Genomic DNA, 22,827 nt, shown 5'->3' with positions numbered 1-22,827 from the left:
ACCTCAAGAACGCAGTGCAAAAACCTCATCCCAAACGATAATTCGGGCTTTCGCGGGTGATGGTCACATCATGCACATGGGATTCCTTCAACCCCGCCCCGGTGATCCGGACAAAGGCACAGTTCGACCGCATCTCCTCGATCGTGGCGCAGCCGGTATAGCCCATGGCCGCGCGCAAGCCTCCCACCAACTGATGGATCACCGCGCCCGCCGATCCCTTGTAGGGCACCTGCCCCTCGATCCCCTCGGGCACCAGCTTGTCGGAGGCCGCATCTTTCTGGAAATACCGATCCGCCGATCCCCGCGCCATGGCGCCAAGGCTGCCCATGCCGCGGTAGCTCTTGAAGCTGCGCCCCTGGTACAAGATCACCTCGCCGGGGCTTTCGTCGGTACCCGCGATCATGCTGCCCACCATGGCGCAATGCGCGCCCGCCGCGATCGCCTTGGCGAAATCGCCGGAATACTTGATGCCACCATCGGCGATCACCGGCGTGCCGGTGGCCGCCGCGGCCTCGGCGCAATCCATGATCGCGGTCAGCTGCGGCACGCCCACGCCCGCCACGATCCGCGTGGTGCAGATCGAGCCCGGCCCGATGCCGACCTTGACCGCATCCGCCCCGGCACCGATCAGCGCGCGCGTCGCCTCACCGGTCGCCACGTTGCCCGCTACGACCTGAACGGTGTTCGACAACCGCTTGACCCGTTCGACCGCGCGCGCCACGCCCTCGGAATGCCCATGCGCGGTGTCGATCACGATCAGGTCGCAGCCCGCATCGATCAGCGCCTCGGACCGCTCGAAACCCGCATCACCCACGGTCGTCGCCGCCGCCACCCTCAGCCGCCCCAGCTCGTCCTTGCAAGCCTGCGGGTTCAGGACAGCACGTTCCGTATCCTTCAGTGTCAGAAGGCCCGTCAGCTTGCCCTCCGCATCCGTCACCAACAACTTTTCGATCCGCCGCGCCTTCATCAGGCTGATTGCCTGCCCCCGGTCGGCCGGTTCGCGCAGGATGGCAAGATTATCGGTCGTCATCATCACCCGCACCGGCGTATCATCGCGTTCGGCAAAGCGCATGTCGCGGTTGGTCACGATCCCCAGAACTCTGCGCTGATCATCGACCACCGGGAACCCGGTGAAGCCGTACCTCTCCATCAGCGCGCGCGCATCGGCCAGCGTCTGGTCGGGGGTCAGCGTGACGGGGCTGTAGACGATCCCGCTCTCGAACCGTTTGACGCGCCGCACCTCGCGGGCCTGCGCCTCGGTGTCGAGATTGCGGTGGATCACGCCCATGCCGCCCGCTTGCGCCATGGCGATGGCCATGCGCCCTTCCGTGACCGTGTCCATGGCCGAGGACAGGAGCGGGATGTTGAGCGAGATGGACTTGGTCACCAAGGTCCGCGTGTCGGCCGTCGAGGGCAGCACCGAGCTTGCGCCGGGGACAAGCAGCACATCGTCAAAGGTATATGCTTCGCGAATCTCCATCGGAGCCTCCTCAAGGTCGGGGATTGCGTTGCCGTGGCCCTATCCCATGGGTCGGGCGCGAAGAAAAGACCGAAATCTGGGGGTCAGCCGCGAAAGCCCGTCGCCACCACGAATTTCTCGGAACTGTCCGAGCGGCTTGCGGGCGGCTTCACGTTCGCCACCTTGTCGAAACGCTGCTTGAGCAGCGTCTGCAACCCGGTTTCGGCGCCCCCCGCCAGCACCTTGGCGACGAAGGTTCCGCCCGGTTCCAGCACGTCGAAGGCCAGCGCCGCCGCCGCCTCGCACAGCGCCACGATCCGGTTGTGATCCGTCTGCTTGTGCCCCGAGGCCGAGGCCGCCATGTCGCTCATCACCACATCGGCCCGCCCGCCGAGCCAGGTCTTCACCTTCTCGTCGGCACCATCTTCCATGAAATCGAGCACATGCAGCTCGGCCCCCGGGATGGGATCGACCGCCTGCAGATCGACGCCGATGATGCGCCCCACCGCCTTGCCCGATTTTTCCCCCAGCGCATTGATGCGGGGCACCGCGACCTGGCACCAGCCACCGGGCGCACAGCCCAGATCGACCACCCGGGCCCCCGGCACGAGGAAACGGTACTTGTCGTCCAGTTCCATGATCTTGTAGGCCGCGCGTCCGCGGTAGCCCTCGCGCTTTGCGCGCTGAACGTATGGGTCGTTCAACTGCCGCTCCAACCAGAGCGTCGAGCTCAGCTTGCGCCCGCGCGCGGTCTTGACCTTGGCGCGCAACTCGCGCTGGCCGCGTCCGCTGATGTTCTTGCCGCTTGGCGTCTTGACCATGATGTTCCGCGCCCCGCTTCATCTTTCCACAAATATGCAGACGCGACGCCAAACACGAAAGGGGCGGCCCGGTCAATGCGCCGCGGCTCAGGCCCGCACGTCGACCACGACCCGACCGCGCACCTCGCCCTTCAGGATAGCCCTGCCCAGATCCGGCAGATCCGCCAATGTGGCGGGCACGATCATCGCCTCGACCCGGTCCATCGGCAGATCCCGCGCGATGCGGTCCCAGGCGCGCAGCCGATTGTCGAACGGCTGCATCACGCTGTCGATGCCCAGAAGATTCACGCCCCGCAGCAAGAAAGGGATCACGGTGGCAGGCAGGCCCGCGCCCCCCGCAAGACCCACGGCCGCGACCGAGGCGCCGTATTTCATCTGCCCCAGCACACGCGCCAGCATCGCCCCGCCCACCGCATCGACGCATCCCGCCCATGTCTCTGCCTCGAGCGGGCGCTTTACGGTTTCTGCCAGATCGGTGCGTGGCACGATGCGGCTGGCCCCAAGACCGCGCAGATAGTCCTCCTGCTCGGGGCGCCCCGTGACGGCGGCAACCTCATGGCCAAGATGGGCAAGGATCGCCGTGGCGACCGAACCCACGCCGCCTGCCGCCCCGGTCACCAACACTTCGCCGGTGCCGGGCTTCAGCCCATGATCCTCCAGCGCCATCACCGCCAGCATCGCAGTGAAGCCCGCCGTGCCGACCGCCATCGCGGCCCGCGTGGTCAGCCCCTCGGGCAAGGGCACCAGCCAATCGGCCCTGACGCGGGCCTTTTCGGCATGGCCGCCCCAATGCGTCTCGCCCACGCGCCAGCCGGTCAGCACCACCTTGTCGCCGGGGCTATAGCGCGGATCATCCGAGGTCTCGACAGTGCCCGCGAAATCGATACCGGGCACATGCGGGTAGGTCCTGACCAAACCGCCGCCCGACCCCAGACAGAGACCGTCCTTGTAGTTGAGTGTGGAATACTCCACCGCGACGGTCACATCGCCGTCGGGCAGGCGGCTGTCTTCGAGCACCTGTACCGAGGCCGAGGTCGTCCCGGCCTCATCTTTCTCCACCACCAATGCACGGAATGTCATCTCGCCCCCTCGTCTTCATGTGTTGCGCGATGATCATCGCACAAATCCTTGATTTATATATCTACCGCCATTCCGCAATCTCGTCCGGCATGAAGGGCAGATCGGTGTCATCGGGGCGCGCGCCGGCCGCGGTCAGCATCGCATGGACCTGCCCGCGGTGATGGGTCTGGTGGTTGAAGACATGCATGACGCACAGCGCATAGGGTTTCGTCAGGTCCCGCCCCAGCGCCCCCGAATACCAGGACAACTCGCCTGCCAGTTCCTCGGGCGTCACCATCCAGGCCCAACCCGCGATGCGCGCGTCAAGCTTGGGGCGCTCGGCCATCAGCGTGGTCCAGTCGAACCGGTCGGGCGATGCCGCGATGCCGCCCCTGGGGCCCTCGCCGCCCTCGAAACGCGACATCCACATCAGATCGCCCCACATCAGATGGCTCAGCGTGCGGCGGATCGAGCCGAAGAAGACCCCGCGATCTTGCTCGCGCGCGGTGTCCGTCAGGGCGTTGGCCGCGGTAAAGATCGACTGGTTCTGCCAGGCGTTGTAGCGCGCCATGGTTTGGCAATATCCGGGCGTGATCATGCCCTCACCCCTTTCCCGGTCCGGACCAGTCGATCTGGCATATCTCGGCCGACCGGCCATGGAAATCCCAGACCCTGCCATGCGCGCGCACCCGGCCCTTGGTCGCGGTCGCAACCGTGATGTCGGGCCCCATCCAGTATTTGGTGTTACGGATCACGATATCTTCCTCCGGGTTCTTGCCCTCGACCGGGTGCACCACGCCCTCGATCTGGCGGCCGACGGTGATGCGACGGGTCTTGCCCTCGGTTTCGTAGCGCACGGGCTGGCGTTCGACGCCGATCACCTCGCCCACCAGCACGTTGAACAGGCCCGTGGTGCCCTTTGCCTTGCCCGAGAAGATGTCGAGCAGGCCGTTGTAGGCGGCCTCGCTGGCGCGGTCGTCGATGTAAAGCGCCACCTTCCAGTTGCCGCGGCTCATCATGCCGGGGATCTCGATCAAGAGCCCGATGTTGAGCCCCGACAGGTCGGTGCCGCCATAATGCCCGCTGTCGATGCGCACGCCGCCCCAAGTCTGGCAATGCCCCTCGGTCGGCGGGTGTAGGCCCAGCGAGACCACGCAGGGGCAAAAGACGGTGCAGTTGCAATTCAGGATCAACTCGCCCTTGATGGCCCAATCAACCGTGCCCTGCCCGGATTTCCGCGCGCCCGCGGCGCGGTTGTCGATCGGCACTGCCGTGGTGATGCGGTCGCTGGCCATGTCCGTCCTCCTCCTCAAGATCCCGTTGCAAGGGTCAGCGCGGCCGCAGCCAGCAGACCCACCCCCATGGGCCGCGTCAGCCAGCGCCCGAGCATCGGCAGTTTTTCCAGCGCCATCATGACCGTGGCAACCCCCATGAAGGCAAGGTTCATCACGCCGCCGACGAAGGCCAGCAGCATCAAGGCCCAGCAGCAGCCCAGACAGACCGCCCCCAGCCTGAGCCCGTTGCGCCATGGCCCCTCGTCCCAGTGCTGCAGAAAAAACATCATCGGCGCGCGGCATTTCGACAGGCAGGCCTCCTTCAGCGGCGTGAGCTGGTAAAGGCCAGCCAGCGCCAGCAACCCCGCCGACAGGCCCCGCGACAGGCTGGTGCCGAACGGATCAAGCAAGCCGATCAAGAACAGCGCCATCTGCGCCGTTGCCGCCAGCACCGAAAACCCCAGCCAGACCGCCAGATAGCCCGCCACCAGATGCGAAAACCGCGTCTCGGCCCCGGCGCTGGCCAGATCGTCATAGGTCGCAAGCGCCGGCAGGGTCGTGGGCAGCATCATGGCCGCCGACATGACGGACCACATCGCCACCAGCCCGCCGAAGCCCGCCGCATCGGGCAATGCCGCGCAAAGCGCGGCCAGCAAGTCAAGACCGTAGACCGCCCCCGCCGCGCGCAGATCGGCGGGCAGCGCCATGCCATAAAGGGCCGTCCAACCCACAAGGATCATGGCGTAAAGGCCAAGCCAGTGCGGACGGCCCATCAGGCGGATGCGGGTGGCGATCATGGCGGCCGCCCTCCCCGGCGACTCGGTCGGTCGAGGGGAAACGGTGTCAGACCCCCAAGGGCCTGACAAACGAAAAAGGCGCGCGCGCCGCGCGGAGCCCGTCTTGCGTCACGACGCTGCCGCTCCGGATCTTGCCAACGACGGAAGGGGCAAAAGGCATCGCCATGCAGCGCAGCGTGAAGGCGAAAATCGACATTCCGCCCGGAAATCCAGCCTGGCCCGCCATACCCCTCACTCCTCGGCAGAAGCTCTGAGAATTCCCTTGTCGAAGGGAAAACGCCACCTTACCTATAACCCTGCTCTGACCCCCGAAACGCACTCCAACAGGGATCGAACAATCTTGACACATCGCACCGCCCTTGGCACGGCCCTCGCCTTCGCGCTCGCCGCGCCCACCTTCGCGCAGGCCCAAGACCTGCTGGTGTTCGACTATTCCGGGTTCGAAAACCCGGAGTTTCACCAGCCCTTCATCGAAACCCACGGCGCATCACCGGAGTTCGTGTTCTTCGGCGACGAGGACGAGGCGTTCCAACGCCTGCTCGCCGGGTTCCGGTCGGATGTGACCCATATCTGCGCGGGCTCCGTGCCGCGCTGGCAGGCCTCGGGCATCATCGAGCCGTGGGACCGCACCCGCATCGCCGCCTATGGGACTCTGAACGCATCGCTCGTCGATCAAGATGTGCTGGCGGGCACGGCAGACCTGTATTTCCTGCCGACTGATTTCGGCTCGACCGCCGTGGCCTACAACGCGGATCAGGTCCCGGCCGAAGATGTCGCCAGCCTGTCGATCTTCACCAACCCCGCCTATGCCGGTCGCCTGTCGATCCCCGACAATGTCGATGACGCCTATGCATTGGCCTATCTGGCCACCGGCGTCACCAACTGGGCCAATGCGACCGACGAACAGTTCGAGGCCGCATCGGCATGGCTGCGCGAGGTGCATGGCAACCTGCTCAACTACTGGGTCGACCCCGCCGAGATCGCACAGCTGATGGCCTCGGGGCAGGTTCTGGCCGCTTGGGCCTGGAACGAGGTGCCGGTGGCACTCGCCGACGAAGGGTTCCCGGTCGGGTTCCAGCGCAACACTGCCGAAGGCTCCAGTGTCTGGCTCTGCGGTTACGTGAACATGGCCGAAGGGCAAGGCTCCGAAGATCAGGCCTATGATTTCGTCAACGCGATGCATGCCGAAGTGTCGGCCATGCCGATGCTGCTGAACGGGTTCGGCACTGCCAATGACGCCGCCCTGCAGTCGCTGGGTGCCGAGGCACTGGAAGCCGCCGGTCTGGGCGAGGTCACCGTGCCGCTGCTGGCGCAGTTGCCGCTGTCGGACGAGCAGCGCGAACGTCAGGCCGAAGCCTTCGAACGGATCAAGGCCGGCTTCTGATCTCTTGCGACACAGGACACGAGACGGGCGCCCCAATTGGGGCGCCCGTTTCCGTTTCAGGCAAGGCCGGGGTCCCGAAGGTGGTCGCGCGCCAGCGTCGCCGCCTCGATCCGGTCCAGACGTGCCCGCGCACGCGCGGGGCAGCCTTCCTCGGCCATCACCCTGCGCCAGAGCCTCAGACAGGTGACGGGCGACCATGGTCGGGCGGCGTCTTGCAGCCAGAACCTGAGGTCGGCTGGCAGCGCGTCATAGGCCCGCATCGGATCGAGCGCGCGCCGCCGCGTCCTGAGCACCGTGGCGCCAAGGTTGGCCCCCCGCCTCACGCCGCAGCCTCGGCCACGCGCCAGACCGGGAACGGGTCGGACAGGCGCGCCGTCTCGCGCCCTTCGGGCAGAAGACAGGCGTCAAGCCGCGCCTTGAGCGCGGGCCAGTCGATCCCTGCCCCGATGAACACCAGTTCTTGCCGCCGGTCGCCCCAAGGCTCCACCCAGTGCCGGGCGATGTAGTCGCGCGCCGGACCATGATCGGACCAGCGATCCTGTGGCACCGCCGCCCACCATGTGCCCAAGGGCCTGACACTCGACAAAGCGCCCGCAAGGCTGAACTCGGCCACCCAATTGGGGCGCGTCGCCATCCAGAAATGCCCCTTGGCGCGGATCACGCCGGGCAGATCGCCGGTCAGGACATCATGGATGGCCCGCGGGTCAAAGGGCCTGCGGGCGCGGTAGACGAAGGAGGCGACGCCGTATTCCTCGGTCTCGGGGGTGTGGTCGGCAAAACCGTAAAGCTCTTTCGCCCACATCGGGTGGTCTTGCGCCCGGTCGAAATCGAACAGTCCGGTGTCAAGGATGGCGGAAACCGGCACGTCCGACTGGTCGGTCTCGAGGATTCGGGCATCGGCGTTGAGGCTGCGGATGATCTTGCGCGCGGCGTCGACCCGCTCGGGGCCAGCATCCGTCACCTTGTTGAGCACGACCACATCGGCGAACTCGATCTGATCGGTCAGCAGATGGACCAGCGTGCGGGTATCCTCATCTCCCGCCGTCTCGCCGCGATCGGCGAGGAAATCATGGCTAGAATAGTCACGCAGCAGGTTCACCGCATCGACCACCGTCACCATCGTGTCGAGACGCGCCACATCAGACAGGCTGGCGCCCGCCGCATCGCGGAAATCGAAGGTGGTGGCGACCGGCAGGGGTTCGGACACGCCGGTTGATTCGATCAGCAGCGCGTCGAACTGCCCGCTCTCGGCCAAGCGGCGCACCTCGACCAGCAGATCGTCGCGCAAGGTGCAGCAGATGCAGCCGTTCGACATCTCGACCAGCGTCTCGTCGGTGCGGGTCAGCCCACCCTCGGCGCGCACCAGATCGGCGTCGATGTTCACCTCGGACATGTCGTTGACAATGACGGCCACCCGCCGCCCCTCGCGGTTTTGCAAGACACGGTTGAGAAGCGTGGTCTTTCCAGCCCCCAGAAAGCCCGACAGGACGGTAACGGGCAGGCGCGGATCGGCGGTCTGTGAATGCGGCATGGGGTTATCCTCGCTGATGTGCGAGGAAATGTTATATTATCACATAACACCCTGACAAGCCCCGGCCGCCGCGATGGACCGAGCCTTGAATTCCGCGTCCGCCCCGCGTATCTATGGTATGTTCCGGCAACGGGACTATGGACATAAACGCGCTCGTAATACGCGGCTCGGACCCGGGGGCGGTACCCGGCGGCTCCACCAAACATCCGTCATTTGCGGATCATGGGGCCGAAACAGGATCGACGAACGTCTAAAGGGGTTATGCTTTGTCCCGGTGAGGTACCACCGTTATCGGTCCGAAACGTACAGTTGCAAATGACAACCGTGCTCCGGCAATGGCTCTGGCAGCGTAAGCTGCTTAAGTCGCCGAAACTAAGCCCTTGCGCCTAGCAGCGTAAGGCGGGGTTCGCAGGCACCTGGCAACAGAAGCCTGCACTTTACCCCTTTCCAAGCCCTCCTTGACCCCCAGGTCCGCTCGCCACGGTTGGTCAGCGTCATTTTTTCACGCGCAAGTGATCCGATCCCGCCCGCTCCTCGTTAAAGGGGCATTGGACCGTTACAAGCGCCCCCGAAAGGACCGACATGACCGCCATCGACTACATCAACTTCGCGGCCGCGATCCTGACGGTGGCGCTTGGCCTGATGGGCTGGCTCGCGCCGCGCTGGACGATGGAGGTTCTGGACATGAAGGCGGGCCCGTCGAACATGGCCTATACCGAGGTCTCTGCCGCGTCGGGATGCTTGTTCGTGGGTCTCGGCCTCGGCGCGATGGTGCTGGACCAGCCGCTGGCATGGGTTGTCGTAGGCCTTGCCTATGCCGGAGCCGCGACCGGACGGGTCACCTCGATCTTCCGCGACAACGCTGCAAGCCGCCAAAGCTGGACCTTTTTCGGCTGCGAGGCGGCCCTTGCGGCATGGCTGATCCTCGCCAATCTGCCGGCTGCCTGAGGGAGGTCGCACAGGCCTTCCCTTTGGCTGCGCTGCACGTCTTACAAATCGAAACGAATCTTCTATGGTGAGGGCACCTTACAGGGATGCCCTGCCGAACATGACCGACCGAACCGCCTCCATCGCCTATGGCCGTCTGATGCATCATGCCATGCGTGGCTTGATTCAGCGGGTCCTGTCGGACGTGGCGCGCACGGGCCTGCCGGGCGATCACCATTTCTTCATCACCTTCGATACCACCGCCGAGGGCGTCGGGCTGGCAGATTGGTTGCGCGACCGCTACCCCGAGGAAATGACCATCGTGATCCAGCACTGGTGTGATGGGCTGGCGGTGGATGACGACGGATTTTCCATCGTCCTCAATTTCGGCGACAACCCCGAGGCCTTGCGCATTCCCTTCGATGCGATCCGTACCTTCGTCGACCCTTCTGTCGAATTCGGCCTGCGGTTCGAGCGCACCGAGGGCCCCGAGATCGACCCTGATGATGAACCGCAAGGCCCGACCGACCGCGACGCGCGCCCTAAACCCCATGACGCCGAGGTTGTCCGGCTGGACACGTTCCGAAAGAACCACTGAGCGTGCCATACGGGGGCTTGCCCCGGGCCCGTGACCGGGTAGAACTGCCCGCAATTGCGTCCCTGTCAGGCATTTAATCCCATGGCGTCCAGCGATTTCTCCCTCTTCATGGGGCAGCTCTTGCGCCGCCCGCATCAGGTCGTGGCCCTTGCTCCCTCCTCGCGGTTCCTCTGTGCCGAGATGGTGGCGCGGATCGACCCTGCGGCGGGCCCCGTGATCGAGCTGGGCGCGGGCACGGGCAACATCACGCAGGCCATTCTGGACCGCGGCGTGGCGCAAGAAGACCTTCATTCCATCGAGATGAACCCCGAGTTCTGCGACCGCCTGCGCGCCCGCTTTCCACGCCTGAACGTCCATCAGATGAGCGCGGGCGAGGTCGGCAGCTTGGCCGTGAACGATGCGCAGGCCGTGGTCTCGGGCCTGCCGCTCTTGTCGATGCCCTTGGGCTTGCAACGCGACATCCTGACCGGCACCTTCCAGCGCGTCCGCCCGGGCGGCAGCTATGTGCAGTTCACCTATGGCCCCAAGCCCCCCGTCGCGCGCGCCGTGCGCGAGGAACTGGACCTTCAGTGGACCGTTTCGCACAAGATTTGGTGGAACATGCCGCCCGCCCGGGTCTATCGCTTCACCAGAACCGCACACTGAGGCACGCGGGCGCATTGCAGGCCGCGCAGCGCGGCGATAAACGGCATGCAACGGCATACCGGAGGGACCAAGATGACAGCCACTCGCACAGAATCCGACAGTTTCGGACCGCTCGAAGTGCCAGCCGACCGCTATTGGGGCGCGCAGACGCAGCGCTCCATCATGAATTTCCCAATCGGCTGGGAGAAACAGCCCGTGGCCATCGTGCGCGCGCTGGGCGTCATCAAACGCGCCTGCGCCGAGGTGAACAAGGCCAGCGGCAAGCTGGACGCGCCGCTTGCCGACGCGATGATCGCCGCCGCGCAAGAGGTGATCGAGGGCAAGCTCGACGATCATTTCCCTCTGGTCGTCTGGCAGACGGGCTCGGGCACGCAGTCGAACATGAACGCGAACGAGGTGATTTCCAATCGCGCCATCGAGATGCTGGGCGGCGTGATCGGCTCCAAGACGCCGGTCCACCCCAATGACCATTGCAACATGGGCCAGTCGTCGAACGACACCTTCCCGACCGCCATGCACATTGCCGCCGCCGTCACCTGCCACGAGGTACTCATCCCGGGGCTCGAGAAACTGGCCGAGGGGCTTGAGGCCAAGGCCGAGGCGTTCCGCGACATCATCAAGATCGGCCGCACCCATACGCAAGACGCAACGCCCCTGACCTTGGGGCAGGAGTTTTCGGGCTACGCCATGCAGATCCGCAACGGCATCGCGCGCATCAAGCTGGCGCTGCCCGGCATCTACGAGCTGGCCCAAGGCGGCACCGCCGTGGGCACCGGGCTCAACACCGAAAAGGGCTGGGATACCACGGTCGCGGCCAAGATCGCCGAGATCACCGGCCTGCCCTTCGTTACCGCACCCAACAAGTTCGAGGCGCTGGCCGCCCATGACGCGATGGTCTTCATGTCGGGCGCGGTCAAGACGGTTGCAATGGCCTGCTACAAGATCGCCAATGACATGCGGTTTCTGGGTTCCGGCCCGCGCTCGGGTCTGGGCGAGCTGATCCTGCCCGAAAACGAGCCGGGCAGTTCCATCATGCCGGGCAAGGTGAACCCGACGCAGGCCGAGGCCATGACGCAGGTCTGCGCCCATATCCTTGGCAATGACGCGGCGATTTCCTTTGCCGGGTCGCAGGGTCACTTTGAGCTGAATGTCTACAATCCGATGATGGCCTACAACCTGCTGCAATCCATGACGCTTTTGGGCCATGCCGCCGACAGCTTCACGCTCAGGATGCTGGAGGGGACCGAGGCCAATGTCGAGCGGATCGGCAAGCTGATGCGGGAAAGCCTGATGCTGGTGACGGCGCTTGCACCCACCATTGGCTATGACAACGCCACCAAGGTCGCAAAGACCGCGCACAAGAACGGCACGACTCTGCGCGAAGAGGCGATCGCGCTTGGCTTTGTCGACGCGGAAACCTTTGACCGCGTGGTCCGCCCCGAGGACATGATCGGCCCGTCATGACCGGAAAGGTGGTCAACCTGACCCGCGCGCGCAAGACCCGCGCGCGGGATGACAAGCGGCAAAAGGCCGATGCCAATGCCGCGAAGTTCGGTTTGACCAAGGCCGAGCGCGCGACGCAGGCACAGGCTGCCGACAAGGCCGCCCGACATCTGGACGCCCACCGCCGCGAGGACGCGGAGGAATGACCGGCCGGCCGCGGAAACATTCGCTGACCCTGCGCGGGCACCGCACCAGCGTATCGCTGGAAGATGCCTTCTGGACCGAATTGCAGCGGCTGGCCGAGGCGCAGGGCAAATCCGTCAACGAGCTGGTGGCCGAAATCGACGGGGGCCGCGGCGTGACCTCGGGTCTGGCGGCGGCGATCCGGGTGCATGTGCTCGAAGCGGTCAAGGCGGGGCGTTAGGGCGGCGTTAACCGGAATCGGGAAAAGGTGGGGCATGGACCGATTGCCCCCAAATACCTCGCCCGAGGCTTTTCTTCAGGATGTGTTCAAGTCGCACCTTGTCCGCGACGGAAAGGTCATTAGACGGGCCGCCCGCGATGTGGACCGCTACATCGGACGCGATGCCTTCATTTCCGAGGTCTATCGAAGGGGGTTTCGCGCGATCGAGAACGCGGGTCAGATCATCATCTTCTGCAATCAAGACCCCGTGCGTATCCTGCGCCCACGCAAATCCGACTGAGGCGTCGCGAAACTGCAGTTTCGCGTTTCGGAAAACTGCAGGTTTCCGTTGCGTTTTGCTGCAGCAAAACTCCCGCAACTACCCCTTGGCCACGAAGAACACTGCCCCCCGCCCCTCGACGCCCTGCCCCACCAACCGGTGCCCACCTTCCGCGCAGAAATGCGGCACGTCGATCTCGGCCATCGGGTCGTCGACCACCAACCGCACCACCTGCCCCGGCCGCAACACGGCAAGCTTTTGCCTCAGCCGCAAGACCGGAAGCGGGCATTTCAGCCCCTGCGCGTCGATTTCCACATCCCATTCCATGCGCTTGCGATACGCCGCGCGAAAAGCCACGCGAATGTGACGCGTTGGCGCGTGACGCCCCGCATCGAACCGGCTAGACCCAAACCCATGTTCGGGATCGACCTCTTTGACGCCAGCCTTTTGCCTGCGATGCTCGTGGCCTTCGCCGCGGGAATCTTGAGCTTTCTGAGCCCCTGCGTCCTGCCGATCGTGCCGCCCTACCTTGCCTATATGGGCGGCATCACCATGGCCGAGATCGACGGCGACACGCGCGCGGCCCGGCGCAAGGCGCTGGCGGCGGCCCTGTTCTTTGTGCTGGGGCTGTCGACGGTGTTCGTCTTCCTTGGCTTCACCGCCTCGATCTTCGGCCAGTTCTTCTTGCAAAACCAAATCCTGCTGGGACAGATCGCGGGCGCCGTCATCATCGTCTTCGGCCTGCATTTTCTGGGCGTCATCACCATCCCGATCCTCAACCGCGAGGCACGGCTGGATGCGGGCGACCGGGGCGGCTCGGCCTTGGGCGCCTATGTTCTGGGCCTTGCCTTCGCCTTTGGCTGGACGCCCTGCATCGGCCCGCAGCTTGGCGCGATCCTGTCCATTGCGGCGATGGAGGCCAGCGTGACGCGCGGCACCACGCTTTTGGCCGTCTATGCCGTGGGTCTGGGCATCCCTTTCTTGCTGGCGGCCGCCTTCATCGACCGGGCGATGGGCATCATGGGGCGCATGAAGCGCCACATGAAGACGATCGAACGGATCATGGGCCTTTTGCTGGTCGCGGTCGGGGTGGCGCTGATCACCGGGGCTTTTTCGGCCTTTTCCTTCTGGCTCCTGGAAACCTTTCCCGCACTTGGCGCGCTCGGCTGACAGGCCCTATACCCGCCGCAATCGCCCGCTATGCTGCGCCCCATGACGCAGGTGACGCGCAGGCATGTCTTCTACATCCCCGGCTTTGACCCGGTGCCGCCGCGTGCCTACCGAGAACGCTACCGGCGCGAGGCGGCGCGTCAAGCGGCGCTGTCGGGCTACGAGATCGACAAGGGCGTGGCCCCGCAGGGCGCGCGTTTCGGCTGGGGGGTAACCGCCCGGATCGAAGGGGCCGAGGTCACCACGGGGCTCGAGGTGCTGTACTGGGCCGATATCGTGCAGGCGGGCATGAAGGGCGGCATCCTTGCGACCTATCTGGCGCTGGCACGCACGGCCTGGGCCTATGTCGGATCGGGCGCGCTGTTCCGGCTGATGCGGCTGAGGAAAGGGCCGGTGATCGCCGCGCTCTACCCTGTTCTGGTCCTTCTGGGGCAGCTTGTGCTGGCCCTGCTGGCGGGCGCCGCGCTGGGGGCCGTGGTGGTTTGGCTTGTTGCCGTTGCCGGGCTTGCCCTGCCCACTATGCTTGCCGCCGCGATCCGCACCCTCGCGTTCATCGCCGCTGTCTGGCTCTTCCTGCGCTGGTGCGCGCGGCGCGATCACCTTTACGCTTGGTATCTGATGAAGGATTACGCCTTCTCCTCCCGCCACGGCGGTGCCTACCCGCCTGAGCAAGAGGCGCGGATGGCCCTGTTCGCCGACCGCATCGCCACAGCACTTGCCAGCGACGTGAACGAGGTGCTGGTCGTCGGTCATTCCTCGGGGGCCTACATCGCCATCTCGGTGCTGGCCGATCTGATCCGGGCGGGGCGGGTGCCCGCGGATGGCCCCACGCTGTCGCTGCTCACGCTTGGCCATGTGGTGCCGATGGTCAGCTTCTTGCCACGCGCCACCCGCCTGCGCGCCGATCTGGCCTATCTCAGCGCGCAGACCGTCGCTTGGGTCGATGTGACCGCTCCCGGCGATGGCTGCGCCTTTGCGCTGTGCGACCCTGTGGCGGTCTCGGGCGTGGCACCGCCGGGCAAGCGCTGGCCGCTCGTGATCTCGGCGGCCTTCACGCAGACGCTGAAACCCGAAACCCAGACAGCGCTGCGCTGGCGGCTCTTCGAGCTGCATTTCCAGTACCTCAACGCTTTCGACAACCTGCCGGGCCGCCCCGACGACTACGATTACTTCCGCATCACGGCCGGCCCCCTGACGCTGGGCGCGCGCTTTGCGACCCGCGCGCCCTCGAAGAGCCGGATCGAACGCGCCGTGAACCGGCACACGGGCGTGGCCGCATGACCCACGCGCCCGACCTGCCCCCGAAACCGCCCGCCCGCGCTGATCGCGTCTCGCTCTGGCGCTACATGCGGCTCTTTCGGCAAGACATCTTGTCGGCCCAGCCCGCGCGGCTCTACCGGGCGTGGATGGCGGAATTCCGCACGCCGTTCTTCCGCAGCTACCTGATCAACCAGCCCGCGCTGATCGACGAGGTGCTCAAGGCCCGCCCTATGGATTTCCCCAAATCCGACCGCGTGGGAGAGGGGCTGAGGCCGCTTTTGGGACGTTCGGTGTTTCTCACCAATGGCGCCGAATGGCAGCGGCAACGCCGCATCATCGACCCCGCCTTCGAGGGCGGCCGCCTGCGCGACACCTTTCCCGCCATGTGGGCGGCAGGCGAGGCCGCGGTGGCGCGCATTGCCCCCGGCCCACGCGAGGTCGAGGAGGACATGAGCCATGCCGCCGCCGACGTCATATTCCGAACGCTGTTTTCCCTGCCGATCGAGGACGAGATCGCAGCGCAGGTGTTCCACCAGTTCCGCGCCTATCAACGCACCCAACCCATCTTGAACGCGGCCGCCTTCATCCCCCTACCCGGCTGGATGCCCCGCGGCCACCGGGCCGAGACGCGCCGCACCGCCATGGCGATCCGCGCGCTCATCACCCAGTTGACCGCCGACCGCATGGCGGCCATCGCGGCGGGCACAGCACCGGACGATCTGGCGACCAAGATCATGACCACCGCCGATCCCCAGACCGGCGCGCGCTTCACCACCGAGGAGATGGTCGATCAGGTTGCGATCTTCTTTCTGGCGGGTCACGAGACCAGCGCCTCCGCGCTTGGCTGGGCGCTCTACCTTCTGGCGCGCTACCCGGAGTGGCAAGACAGGCTGGCAAAAGAGGCCGAGACAGCCTTGGCCCAAGGCCCCGATTTCGCCGTCATGGGCAAGCTGCGCCTTGCGCGCGACATCTTCCGTGAGACGCTGCGGCTTTATCCGCCCGTGCCCATGATGGTGCGCGAAACGACAAGACCCGAGCAGTTCCGCAACCGGACCTTGCCGCGTGCCGCGCAGATTGTCCTCTCGCCTTGGCACCTGCACCGGCACGAGCGGCTCTGGGACAATCCCGACGGCTTTGACCCCGCGCGGTTTCAGACCGAAAACGGCAAGACCTGCCTGCGCGAGGCCTTCATCCCCTTCTCGGCGGGCGCCCGGGTCTGCACAGGGGCGGGCTTCGCCATGGTCGAGGGGCCGCTCTTGCTGGCGATGCTGGTGCGCGCCTTTAAGTTCGAGACCGTGGCCGACCGCGTTCCTGTCCCTGTCGCCTATTTGACGGTCAGGGCCAGGGACGGCATCTGGCTCACCGTGACGCGCCGCTAGCCTTCAGCAAAACAGCACCATCGCCCGCGGGTCCCAGGCCAGCCTTGCCCGCGCGCCGAAATCCAGCACGCGCCGGCCGGGCATGTTTCGCATCGACACCCGCACCGGCGATGGCGCGCCGTCGATCAAGATGTCGTAATAGGTCATGTCGCCGTAATAAACGACCTCGCGCACCGTGCCTTCTGCCTCACGGCCACCCTCCGCACTCTGACCTTCGTAAAGCACGGTGAGGCTTTCCGGGCGCAACCCGATCTCGGCCTCACCGATGGCGGCACCTCCGGGGCATTGCGCCGTCTCCAGCTCGGCGCGGCCAAGACCCGCGACCTCAAGTGCGACGCGCCCGCCGCCCGGCCCCGTGGGCAACACGGTCGCGGGCAGGAAGTTCATCATCCCGATGAATTCCGCCACGCGGCGCGAATTGGGGCGGCGGTAAAGCGTCTCGGGATCGGCCAGTTGTGCGATTTCGCCCTCGAACATCACGGCGATGCGGTCCGACATCACCAGCGCTTCTTCCTGGTCATGGGTGACGAGGATGAAGGTGATGCCAACCTCTCGCTGCAGGCGGATCAGTTCGACCTGCATCACCTCGCGCATCTTCTTGTCGAGCGCCGACAAAGGCTCATCGAGCAGCAGCACCTTGGGCTTCATGATCAGCGCGCGCGCCAGCGCCACCCGCTGCCGCTGCCCGCCCGAGAGTGCATGGGCCGCGCGCGCCCCGAACTTGCCCAGCCCCACCATCTCCAGCGCCTCACCCACGGCCCGACGTTTTTCCTCGGTCGACATCGAGGACCGGCGCAGGCCGAAGCCCACGTTTTCGGCAACATTCATATGCGGGAAAATCGCGTAGGACTGGAACACCATGTTGGTCGGCCGCTTGTTCGGCGGCACCCCCTCCATGTCGCGTCCATCCAGCAACAACTGCCCCTCGGACAGATCCTCGAACCCAGCGATGGAGCGCAGAAGCGTGGTCTTGCCGCAGCCCGAGGGGCCGAGCAGCGAAAAGAACTCACCCTGCCCGATCTCGGCCGTGATCCCGCGCAGCGCGTGATAGTCGCCGTAGTATTTCTGCACGCCGGTCAGCGTGACGATGGGGGTTTTCTGGCTCACAGGAAGCCTCCGGTGTCTTTCAGGCCCGCACGTTTCAAACCACGGCGGCGGAAGGTTTCGGCAACGACAAGCAGCAGGACAGACAAGATGACAAGGATCGTGCCAAGCGCCATCACCACCGGCAGGCGCGCCGGAAAGCGCAACTGCCCCCAGAGATAGACCGGCAGCGTCGGCTCGTTGCCCGAAAGGAAAAAGGCGATGATGAACTCGTCCAGCGAGATGGTGAAACAGATCAGCAGCGACGCGATGATGCCCGGGCTGACCAGCGGCAAGGTGATGAGCCGGAAGGTCGACCACGCGGTTTCCCCCAGATCCACCGCCGCCTCCTCCAGACTGCGGTCCATGTTGGCGAAACTGCCCTGCAAGATGGCGATGGCAAAGGGCGTACAGATCAGCGTGTGGCCCGCGATGATCGACCACGTGCCGCTGTTGAGCCCCAGCTGCATCAGCACGATCAGAAGCGAGATCGCCACGATCACCTCGGGCAAGACCAGCGGCAGCATGATGAAGCCGATGATCCCCGCCTTGGCCGGAAAGCCGTAGCGCGTGGCGGCGCGGGCCGCGAAAAGCCCGAGGATCGTGGCAAAGATCGCGGTCGAGACGGCGATCACGAGCGAATTGAAGGTCGCTTGATGCAGCGCCGGCGTGTCAAGCAGCGCCGCGAACCACTGCGTCGTGAAGCCCCTGAGAGGAAAGGCGATCACGGTCCCGTCGTTGAAGGCGAAGAGCGGCAACAACACGATCGGCGCATAGAGCACCAACAGGTAGACGGCAGCGAAAATGGCCAGAAGGTTGAGCCTCAAATCCCCCACCTCCCCTTGGGCAGGCGCCACAAGATGAAGGCCGATAGCGCCGTCGCCACCAGCAGCAATGCGATGACCGACGCCCCGGCCCCGATCAGCGCCGGCCCTTGGGAAAAGGCCACCCGGATCACGGTGATCTCGGCCACGGCGACCGCGAGGGCCAGCCCGATGCCCGCAAACCCGCCCCCCGCACGGTCCATCAGCCAGAGCCAGAAGCGCGCCCGCGCGATGCCCCAGAGCAGCACCATGGCCACGATCAGCATGGCCAGCACCGCCAGCGTCGCGCCCATCGGCCGGTCGTTGAGGGCAAAGATCTGCGCATGAATATTGTTGGCGATCATCGTGCCGCCCGATCCGCCCACCAGTTGCGGCGTGACGTAATCGCCGATGGTGGGGATGAAGACGATCAGCACCGCCGCCAGAACGCCGGGCATCGCCAGCGGCAGCGTCACCCGCAAAAAGGTCATGGCCTTGCTCTCGCCCAGATCCCGCGCCGCCTCCAGCAAAGAGCGGTCGATCTTTTCCAGCGCCACGAAGATCGGCAGAATCGCGAAGGGTGCATAGGCATGGGCCAGCGTGATGACCACGGAATTGGCGTTGTAGAGGATCCACCCCAGCGGCTCGTCGATCACGCCAAGCGCGAGGAGCCCGCTGTTGACCGGCCCGTCGTAGGCCAAGATCACCCGCCACAGGAATACACGGATCAGGTAGCTGGTCCAAAAGGGGATCGTGATCAGGAACAGCCACAGCGACTTGCGGTCGGGCCGGACGTGGAACGAGATGAAATAGGCCACCGGAAAGGCAAGCACGACCGTCACCAGCATCACCATGCCAGAGATGCGCAGCGACCGCAGCATCAGCGCGCGATAAAGCGGATCGGTCAGAGCCTCGCGGTAGTTGGACAACTGAAGCGTGCGGTCGAACTGCGCCTGACCCGCGACCGTGGCCAACTGGGTCCAGAAACTCAGCAAGACGATGCTGGCCAAGGGTGCAGCCAGCAACAAGAGCGCATAGATCAGGGTCGGGCTGACAAGCGTCAGACCCTTGCCTGCGTCGCTACGCATCATCTTGGCCAGACTTCCGCTCACCCGAACCCCACCCGTCTAACGCCCGATCGCCGCACAAGTTGCGGATTTCACGCCCACCCGCAAGCGGTTTGCAAAAGCGACCTGCGCCTTTGCCCGCCACATACGGCCCTTGCCCGGATAAGAGGCGGCCGTGACGGGCTCTGCCGTCATCTTTGCTTTCCAAATGCTCCGGGCGTCGCCAATGAACCGCCTTTGGTCCGACGGACAATGGCAACGGGGCAGCGCCCCCGGCGCTCAGTCCCGGGGCGCCGCAAGATCAGTTGCCCGGCGGCGCGACCGGGTCATCATCCCGCACGCGCAGGCGCACCATCCGGTCCGGCTCACCGATCACCGCACCATTCTGACCCCGTCCGCGCTTGATCGCGTCGACCACTTCCATGCCTTGGACGACCTGCCCCACGACGGTGTATTGCCCGTCGAGAAACGCGCCCGGCGCGAACATGATGAAGAATTGCGAATTGGCGCTGTCCGGGCTCTGGCTGCGCGCCATCCCGATCACACCCCGATCGAAGGTGATATCCGAAAACTCGGCGGGAAGGTCGGGGTAGCCCGATCCGCCGCGCCCGGCATAGCGCATGTCCTGCCCCATCCGGCCGAACTCCACATCGCCGGTCTGCGCCATGAAACCGTCGATCACCCGGTGAAAGACGACGTCGTCATAGGCGCCCTCGCCCGCCAGCGTCACGATCCGCTCCACATGTAGCGGCGCCACATCCTCGAACAGGTCGATCACGATCGTGCCGCCGGCCTCGCCCGCGATATCGATCTCGAGGCCGGTGGCCGATGCCGCCCCCGGCGCGGCGGCGATGAGCGCCGCGACAAGCCAGCCCTTACACATCGGCGGCCACCTTGACCGAGATCATCTTGTCGGGGTTGGCCGGCGGCTCGCCCTTCGTGATGGCGTCGACATGTTCCATGCCCGAGATCACCCGACCATAGACGGTGTATTGCCCGTTCAGGAAATGATTGTCGGAAAAGTTGATGAAGAACTGGCTGTTGGCCGAGTTGGGGTTCGAGGACCGCGCGGCGCCAAGCGTTCCGCGGTCATGGGGCAGCTTGGAAAACTCTGCCGGCAGGTCGGGCTTGTCCGATCCGCCGGTGCCCGCGCGGCGGATGTTGCCGCCCTCTTTCCCGTGTTCCACATCGCCCGTCTGCGCCATGAACCCCTCGATCACGCGGTGAAAGATCACCCCGTCATAGGACCCCGCGCGGGCCAGTTCCTTCATCCGCTCGGAATGCTTGGGGGCCACGCCCGGGATCAGCTCGATGACGACGGTGCCGCCTTTCAGCTCCATCAGGATCGTGTTCTCGGGGTCCTTGATCTCGGCCATGTGCCAAGCCTCCTGTAAGTCTTCAGTTTCTGGGATATTTCGCGTAAAGCGCGGTGCGAACCGCGGGCGTGACGAAGGGTGTCACGTCGCCCTGAAGCCGCGCGATTTCCTTGACCAGCTTCGACGCGATGGCCTGCCTGTCGGCCTCGGCCATCAGGAAGACGGTGTCGATGGTGTGGTCGAGTTTGCGGTTCATCCCGACCATCTGGTATTCATATTCGAAATCGGCAACCGCGCGCAGCCCGCGGATGATGATCGAGGCCCCCACGTCGCGCGCGCAATCGATCAGCAGGTTCTCGAACGGGTGGACCACGATCTCGACGTCCTTGCCGTCGCACAGGCGTTTGCATTCCGCCTCGACCATTGCCACGCGTTCCTCAAGGGAAAACAGCGGGCCCTTGTCGCGGTTGATGGCCACACCGATCACCAGCCGGTCGACCAGCGTGCAGGCCCGCTTGATGATGTCGATATGCCCCAAGGTGATCGGGTCGAATGTGCCCGGGTATAGCCCTGTCCGCATCGCCTGCCCCTGCCGGTCCGTGTCTCGCGGCGCGACCCAATCACCGGGCGCGCGCCGATGCAACCCCCCGGCACGTCGCAGGGGGCATGTCGGGCGATCAGAACCCCTTGATCATGCCCTCGAGCGCTTCCTTCTCCATCGACAGTTCGGACAGTTGCGCCTTGACCACATCCCCGATGGAGATCAGGCCGATCATCACGCCATCCTCGACGACCGGAAGGTGACGGAACCGGCCCTCGGTCATCATTGCCAGAACGGCGTCGGATTTGTCGGTGCGCGCGCAGGTCACGATATCGGTCGTCATCACGGTATCCACGCCATCTGCCATGCATCCGGCCCCGCGCGCCGCCAATGCGCGCACGATATCGCGTTCCGACAAGATGCCCGCCACATGGCTGCCGTCGGGCGAGACCACGACCGCCCCGATCCGGCGCTCCGCCAGCACCAGAGCCGCCTGCCCTATATTGGTGCCGGGCGCGATGGTGACCACGATGGCATCTGCCTTCGAATTCAGAATCTGCTGCACCAGCATGCTCTGCCTCCCTTTTCTCTTCTCCATCCCTGGGGGTCAGCGTCCACCCGCATGGGTTGATCTGTCAAGCGAAACGACCTGCTTCAGGTGGCAAGTGCTTCTTGCCGCGCGATCTCGGCCCGCATCCCGTCGCGCAAAAGCGTGGTGAACCGATCCAGCCGCGCATCGCGGGGTCCGGCATGGATCACCAGCCAGAAGGTGCGGGTCAGCCGCACCCGGTCGGGCAACACGCGCACCAGATCGGGTGCGAAGGGCAGCGCGAAATCATGGACGATGGCCAGCCCCGCCCCCGCCCGCGCAAGGTTGAGCTGCACCGACACCGCGTTCGAGGCCAGCGGTACCCGCGTCACGCCGAAGGCCGCAAGATAATCCAGCTCCGCGTCAAAGATCATGTCGGGAATATAGCCGATCATCCGCGCTCCACGCAGCGCGTCGGGACTGTCCGGCACGCCGTTCGCGGCCAACCACCCGCGGCTGGCGGCAAGCGACAGGCGGTAATCCGACAGTTTTTCGGCCCGTAACCGTTGTGTAACGGGAGCAGAAACGGTGATCGCCAGATCCGCCTCGCGCCGCGACAGATTCACCACACGGGGCAGCGCAAGGATCTGGATGTCGAGATCTGGGTTGTCCGCCCCGATGGCCGCGCAGACCTGCGGCAAGAGGTAATTGGCGCACCCGTCCGGCGCGCCGATACGGATCGTGCCCGTCAGCCGCCCGGCCCCGTCCGCGCCGCCATCATCCTGCCCCGCGGCCAGCGCCAGTTCAGCCGCCTCGGCGCGCGGCAACAGGCGTTGACCGGCCTCCGTCAGGGTGTAGCCCTGTGGCGACTTGGCAAACAGGACCGCGCCAAGGCTGCGTTCCAGCCGCGCGATGCGGCGACCCGCCGTCGCCGGGTCAAGCCGCAATCCGCGCGCCGCCCCCGAAAGCCCCTCGGCGCGCGCCACCGCCAGAAACACCCGCAGATCGTCCCAGTTCATGGCACCCCTTTGCAAAAACGCAAAACCACTTTGGCAACC

At 65.5% G+C, this 22,827-nt stretch carries 27 protein-coding genes, 1 other RNA gene and 1 pseudogene; 12 read left to right on the top strand and 17 right to left on the bottom strand.

All coding sequences use genetic code 11. The features are described from left to right. Window positions 1-25: 25 nt before the first annotated feature. The 6 genes from guaB to C7455_RS02375 all read right to left on the bottom strand — a co-directional run bounded on the left by guaB (window position 26) and on the right by C7455_RS02375 (window position 5,410). Window positions 26-1,480 (bottom strand): IMP dehydrogenase, encoded by a 1,455-nt coding sequence (guaB, locus tag C7455_RS02400; protein ID WP_109664973.1) that lies wholly within the window; start codon window positions 1,478-1,480, stop codon window positions 26-28. A gap of 83 nt (window positions 1,481-1,563) precedes the next feature. After that, the gene (locus C7455_RS02395; protein WP_109664971.1) at window positions 1,564-2,280 is read right to left on the bottom strand and encodes an RlmE family RNA methyltransferase; all 717 of its coding nucleotides are present in this window, start codon (window positions 2,278-2,280) and stop codon (window positions 1,564-1,566) included. A gap of 87 nt (window positions 2,281-2,367) precedes the next feature. Next, window positions 2,368-3,360, bottom strand: coding sequence for an acryloyl-CoA reductase (gene acuI, locus C7455_RS02390; protein ID WP_109664968.1), 993 nt, complete (start codon window positions 3,358-3,360; stop codon window positions 2,368-2,370). A 61-nt stretch (window positions 3,361-3,421) separates the two neighbouring features. Further along, window positions 3,422-3,937 (bottom strand): DinB family protein, encoded by a 516-nt coding sequence (locus C7455_RS02385; RefSeq protein ID WP_109664965.1) that lies wholly within the window; start codon window positions 3,935-3,937, stop codon window positions 3,422-3,424. A gap of 4 nt (window positions 3,938-3,941) precedes the next feature. Continuing rightward, window positions 3,942-4,634: a DUF1326 domain-containing protein gene (locus tag C7455_RS02380; RefSeq protein ID WP_109664962.1), complete on the bottom strand. Its 693-nt coding sequence runs from the start codon at window positions 4,632-4,634 to the stop codon at window positions 3,942-3,944. Window positions 4,635-4,648: 14 nt separating this feature from the next. Next, window positions 4,649-5,410, bottom strand: a complete 762-nt coding sequence (locus C7455_RS02375; protein WP_245904190.1) for a DUF2182 domain-containing protein — start codon at window positions 5,408-5,410, stop codon at window positions 4,649-4,651. Window positions 5,411-5,750: 340 nt separating this feature from the next. On the opposite strand from C7455_RS02375, the gene C7455_RS02370 reads away from it, so the two are divergent. Then, on the top strand, window positions 5,751-6,794 hold the full coding sequence (locus C7455_RS02370; RefSeq protein ID WP_245904189.1) for an ABC transporter substrate-binding protein: 1,044 nt from the start codon (window positions 5,751-5,753) through the stop codon (window positions 6,792-6,794). A 56-nt stretch (window positions 6,795-6,850) separates the two neighbouring features. Here C7455_RS02370 and C7455_RS02365 read toward each other — a convergent pair whose 3' ends face one another. Together C7455_RS02365 and C7455_RS02360 are read right to left on the bottom strand one after the other, a co-directional pair. Then, a complete protein-coding gene (locus C7455_RS02365; RefSeq protein WP_245904188.1) occupies window positions 6,851-7,117 on the bottom strand; it encodes a DUF6525 family protein in 267 nt (88 codons plus the stop codon). Further along, on the bottom strand, window positions 7,114-8,325 hold the full coding sequence (locus tag C7455_RS02360; protein ID WP_109664956.1) for a GTP-binding protein: 1,212 nt from the start codon (window positions 8,323-8,325) through the stop codon (window positions 7,114-7,116). Before C7455_RS02360 ends, C7455_RS02365 begins: the two co-directional genes overlap by 4 nt. Before the next feature lie 81 nt (window positions 8,326-8,406). Between C7455_RS02360 and ssrA the strand changes: the two genes are divergently transcribed. The 8 genes from ssrA to C7455_RS02320 all read left to right on the top strand — a co-directional run bounded on the left by ssrA (window position 8,407) and on the right by C7455_RS02320 (window position 12,642). Continuing rightward, window positions 8,407-8,762, top strand: a transfer-messenger RNA (tmRNA) gene (gene ssrA, locus C7455_RS02355). A 145-nt stretch (window positions 8,763-8,907) separates the two neighbouring features. Then, window positions 8,908-9,273 (top strand): DUF4345 family protein, encoded by a 366-nt coding sequence (locus tag C7455_RS02350; protein WP_109664953.1) that lies wholly within the window; start codon window positions 8,908-8,910, stop codon window positions 9,271-9,273. A gap of 100 nt (window positions 9,274-9,373) precedes the next feature. Next, window positions 9,374-9,850 carry an SspB family protein gene (locus C7455_RS02345; RefSeq protein ID WP_109664950.1) on the top strand — a complete coding sequence of 159 codons (477 nt, stop codon included), beginning with the start codon at window positions 9,374-9,376 and terminating at the stop codon, window positions 9,848-9,850. 81 nt (window positions 9,851-9,931) lie between these two features. Further along, window positions 9,932-10,495: a class I SAM-dependent methyltransferase gene (locus tag C7455_RS02340; RefSeq protein WP_109664946.1), complete on the top strand. Its 564-nt coding sequence runs from the start codon at window positions 9,932-9,934 to the stop codon at window positions 10,493-10,495. 72 nt (window positions 10,496-10,567) lie between these two features. After that, on the top strand, window positions 10,568-11,959 hold the full coding sequence (gene fumC, locus C7455_RS02335) for a class II fumarate hydratase (protein ID WP_109666104.1): 1,392 nt from the start codon (window positions 10,568-10,570) through the stop codon (window positions 11,957-11,959). Next, the gene (locus tag C7455_RS02330) at window positions 11,956-12,144 is read left to right on the top strand and encodes a DUF4169 family protein (RefSeq protein WP_109664944.1); all 189 of its coding nucleotides are present in this window, start codon (window positions 11,956-11,958) and stop codon (window positions 12,142-12,144) included. Before fumC ends, C7455_RS02330 begins: the two co-directional genes overlap by 4 nt. After that, window positions 12,141-12,362 carry a ribbon-helix-helix domain-containing protein gene (locus C7455_RS02325; RefSeq protein WP_109664941.1) on the top strand — a complete coding sequence of 74 codons (222 nt, stop codon included), beginning with the start codon at window positions 12,141-12,143 and terminating at the stop codon, window positions 12,360-12,362. The genes C7455_RS02330 and C7455_RS02325 overlap by 4 nt, the downstream gene beginning before the upstream one ends. 34 nt (window positions 12,363-12,396) lie before the next feature. Next, on the top strand, window positions 12,397-12,642 hold the full coding sequence (locus tag C7455_RS02320) for an N-(5'-phosphoribosyl)anthranilate isomerase (RefSeq protein ID WP_109664938.1): 246 nt from the start codon (window positions 12,397-12,399) through the stop codon (window positions 12,640-12,642). A gap of 78 nt (window positions 12,643-12,720) precedes the next feature. Here C7455_RS02320 and C7455_RS02315 read toward each other — a convergent pair whose 3' ends face one another. Beyond that, window positions 12,721-12,978 carry a sulfurtransferase TusA family protein gene (locus tag C7455_RS02315; protein ID WP_342767612.1) on the bottom strand — a complete coding sequence of 86 codons (258 nt, stop codon included), beginning with the start codon at window positions 12,976-12,978 and terminating at the stop codon, window positions 12,721-12,723. 57 nt (window positions 12,979-13,035) lie between these two features. Between C7455_RS02315 and C7455_RS02310 the strand changes: the two genes are divergently transcribed. Genes C7455_RS02310 through C7455_RS02300 form a run of 3 tightly spaced genes read left to right on the top strand, consistent with a single transcriptional unit; the run spans window position 13,036 to window position 16,430 of the window. Then, window positions 13,036-13,791, top strand: a complete 756-nt coding sequence (locus C7455_RS02310) for a cytochrome c biogenesis CcdA family protein (RefSeq protein WP_109664933.1) — start codon at window positions 13,036-13,038, stop codon at window positions 13,789-13,791. 42 nt (window positions 13,792-13,833) lie between these two features. Next, window positions 13,834-15,072, top strand: a complete 1,239-nt coding sequence (locus C7455_RS02305) for a hypothetical protein (RefSeq protein ID WP_109666102.1) — start codon at window positions 13,834-13,836, stop codon at window positions 15,070-15,072. Further along, on the top strand, window positions 15,069-16,430 hold the full coding sequence (locus tag C7455_RS02300) for a cytochrome P450 (RefSeq protein WP_109664930.1): 1,362 nt from the start codon (window positions 15,069-15,071) through the stop codon (window positions 16,428-16,430). Before C7455_RS02305 ends, C7455_RS02300 begins: the two co-directional genes overlap by 4 nt. Window positions 16,431-16,433: 3 nt before the next feature. On the opposite strand, the gene C7455_RS02295 is transcribed toward C7455_RS02300, so the two are convergent. The 8 genes and pseudogenes from C7455_RS02295 to C7455_RS02260 form a co-directional block, all read right to left on the bottom strand. Beyond that, complete coding sequence (locus C7455_RS02295; RefSeq protein WP_109664927.1) at window positions 16,434-17,537, bottom strand: ABC transporter ATP-binding protein; 1,104 nt, start codon at window positions 17,535-17,537, stop codon at window positions 16,434-16,436. After that, window positions 17,534-18,340 carry an ABC transporter permease gene (locus C7455_RS02290; RefSeq protein WP_109666100.1) on the bottom strand — a complete coding sequence of 269 codons (807 nt, stop codon included), beginning with the start codon at window positions 18,338-18,340 and terminating at the stop codon, window positions 17,534-17,536. Before C7455_RS02290 ends, C7455_RS02295 begins: the two co-directional genes overlap by 4 nt. Window positions 18,341-18,576: 236 nt before the next feature. Then, window positions 18,577-19,407 (bottom strand): annotated as a pseudogene (locus C7455_RS02285) (ABC transporter permease); the annotation flags it as partial. 277 nt (window positions 19,408-19,684) lie between these two features. Beyond that, entirely contained in the window at window positions 19,685-20,266 is a 582-nt protein-coding gene (locus C7455_RS02280) for a peptidylprolyl isomerase (protein ID WP_109664924.1), read from the bottom strand. Continuing rightward, on the bottom strand, window positions 20,259-20,759 hold the full coding sequence (locus C7455_RS02275) for a peptidylprolyl isomerase (RefSeq protein WP_109664921.1): 501 nt from the start codon (window positions 20,757-20,759) through the stop codon (window positions 20,259-20,261). Before C7455_RS02275 ends, C7455_RS02280 begins: the two co-directional genes overlap by 8 nt. Window positions 20,760-20,781: 22 nt before the next feature. After that, entirely contained in the window at window positions 20,782-21,279 is a 498-nt protein-coding gene (gene coaD, locus C7455_RS02270) for a pantetheine-phosphate adenylyltransferase (protein WP_109666096.1), read from the bottom strand. 97 nt (window positions 21,280-21,376) lie between these two features. Continuing rightward, window positions 21,377-21,811: a CBS domain-containing protein gene (locus tag C7455_RS02265; protein ID WP_109664917.1), complete on the bottom strand. Its 435-nt coding sequence runs from the start codon at window positions 21,809-21,811 to the stop codon at window positions 21,377-21,379. 83 nt (window positions 21,812-21,894) lie between these two features. Further along, a complete protein-coding gene (locus tag C7455_RS02260; RefSeq protein WP_109664914.1) occupies window positions 21,895-22,788 on the bottom strand; it encodes a LysR family transcriptional regulator in 894 nt (297 codons plus the stop codon). Window positions 22,789-22,827: the final 39 nt, after the last annotated feature.

The organism is Roseicyclus mahoneyensis, from assembly GCF_003148775.1.
In the GTDB taxonomy this organism is placed as follows: Bacteria; Pseudomonadota; Alphaproteobacteria; order Rhodobacterales; family Rhodobacteraceae; genus Roseicyclus; species Roseicyclus mahoneyensis.
This window is presented reverse-complemented; position numbering and strand designations above follow the sequence as displayed.

Coding starts and splice junctions, on each gene's coding strand:
- fumC (WP_109666104.1), top strand. CDS start 10,568: ATGACAGCCACTCGCACAGAATCCGACAGTTTCGGACCGCTCGAAGTG.
- C7455_RS02305 (WP_109666102.1), top strand. CDS start 13,834: ATGACGCAGGTGACGCGCAGGCATGTCTTCTACATCCCCGGCTTTGAC.
- C7455_RS02325 (WP_109664941.1), top strand. CDS start 12,141: ATGACCGGCCGGCCGCGGAAACATTCGCTGACCCTGCGCGGGCACCGC.
- coaD (WP_109666096.1), bottom strand. CDS start 21,279: ATGCGGACAGGGCTATACCCGGGCACATTCGACCCGATCACCTTGGGG.
- C7455_RS02330 (WP_109664944.1), top strand. CDS start 11,956: ATGACCGGAAAGGTGGTCAACCTGACCCGCGCGCGCAAGACCCGCGCG.
- C7455_RS02360 (WP_109664956.1), bottom strand. CDS start 8,325: ATGCCGCATTCACAGACCGCCGATCCGCGCCTGCCCGTTACCGTCCTG.
- C7455_RS02385 (WP_109664965.1), bottom strand. CDS start 3,937: ATGATCACGCCCGGATATTGCCAAACCATGGCGCGCTACAACGCCTGG.
- C7455_RS02345 (WP_109664950.1), top strand. CDS start 9,374: ATGACCGACCGAACCGCCTCCATCGCCTATGGCCGTCTGATGCATCAT.
- C7455_RS02300 (WP_109664930.1), top strand. CDS start 15,069: ATGACCCACGCGCCCGACCTGCCCCCGAAACCGCCCGCCCGCGCTGAT.
- C7455_RS02310 (WP_109664933.1), top strand. CDS start 13,036: ATGTTCGGGATCGACCTCTTTGACGCCAGCCTTTTGCCTGCGATGCTC.
- C7455_RS02260 (WP_109664914.1), bottom strand. CDS start 22,788: ATGAACTGGGACGATCTGCGGGTGTTTCTGGCGGTGGCGCGCGCCGAG.
- C7455_RS02380 (WP_109664962.1), bottom strand. CDS start 4,634: ATGGCCAGCGACCGCATCACCACGGCAGTGCCGATCGACAACCGCGCC.
- C7455_RS02395 (WP_109664971.1), bottom strand. CDS start 2,280: ATGGTCAAGACGCCAAGCGGCAAGAACATCAGCGGACGCGGCCAGCGC.
- guaB (WP_109664973.1), bottom strand. CDS start 1,480: ATGGAGATTCGCGAAGCATATACCTTTGACGATGTGCTGCTTGTCCCC.
- C7455_RS02350 (WP_109664953.1), top strand. CDS start 8,908: ATGACCGCCATCGACTACATCAACTTCGCGGCCGCGATCCTGACGGTG.
- acuI (WP_109664968.1), bottom strand. CDS start 3,360: ATGACATTCCGTGCATTGGTGGTGGAGAAAGATGAGGCCGGGACGACC.
- C7455_RS02275 (WP_109664921.1), bottom strand. CDS start 20,759: ATGGCCGAGATCAAGGACCCCGAGAACACGATCCTGATGGAGCTGAAA.
- C7455_RS02340 (WP_109664946.1), top strand. CDS start 9,932: ATGGCGTCCAGCGATTTCTCCCTCTTCATGGGGCAGCTCTTGCGCCGC.
- C7455_RS02375 (WP_245904190.1), bottom strand. CDS start 5,410: ATGATCGCCACCCGCATCCGCCTGATGGGCCGTCCGCACTGGCTTGGC.
- C7455_RS02280 (WP_109664924.1), bottom strand. CDS start 20,266: ATGTGTAAGGGCTGGCTTGTCGCGGCGCTCATCGCCGCCGCGCCGGGG.
- C7455_RS02265 (WP_109664917.1), bottom strand. CDS start 21,811: ATGCTGGTGCAGCAGATTCTGAATTCGAAGGCAGATGCCATCGTGGTC.
- C7455_RS02320 (WP_109664938.1), top strand. CDS start 12,397: ATGGACCGATTGCCCCCAAATACCTCGCCCGAGGCTTTTCTTCAGGAT.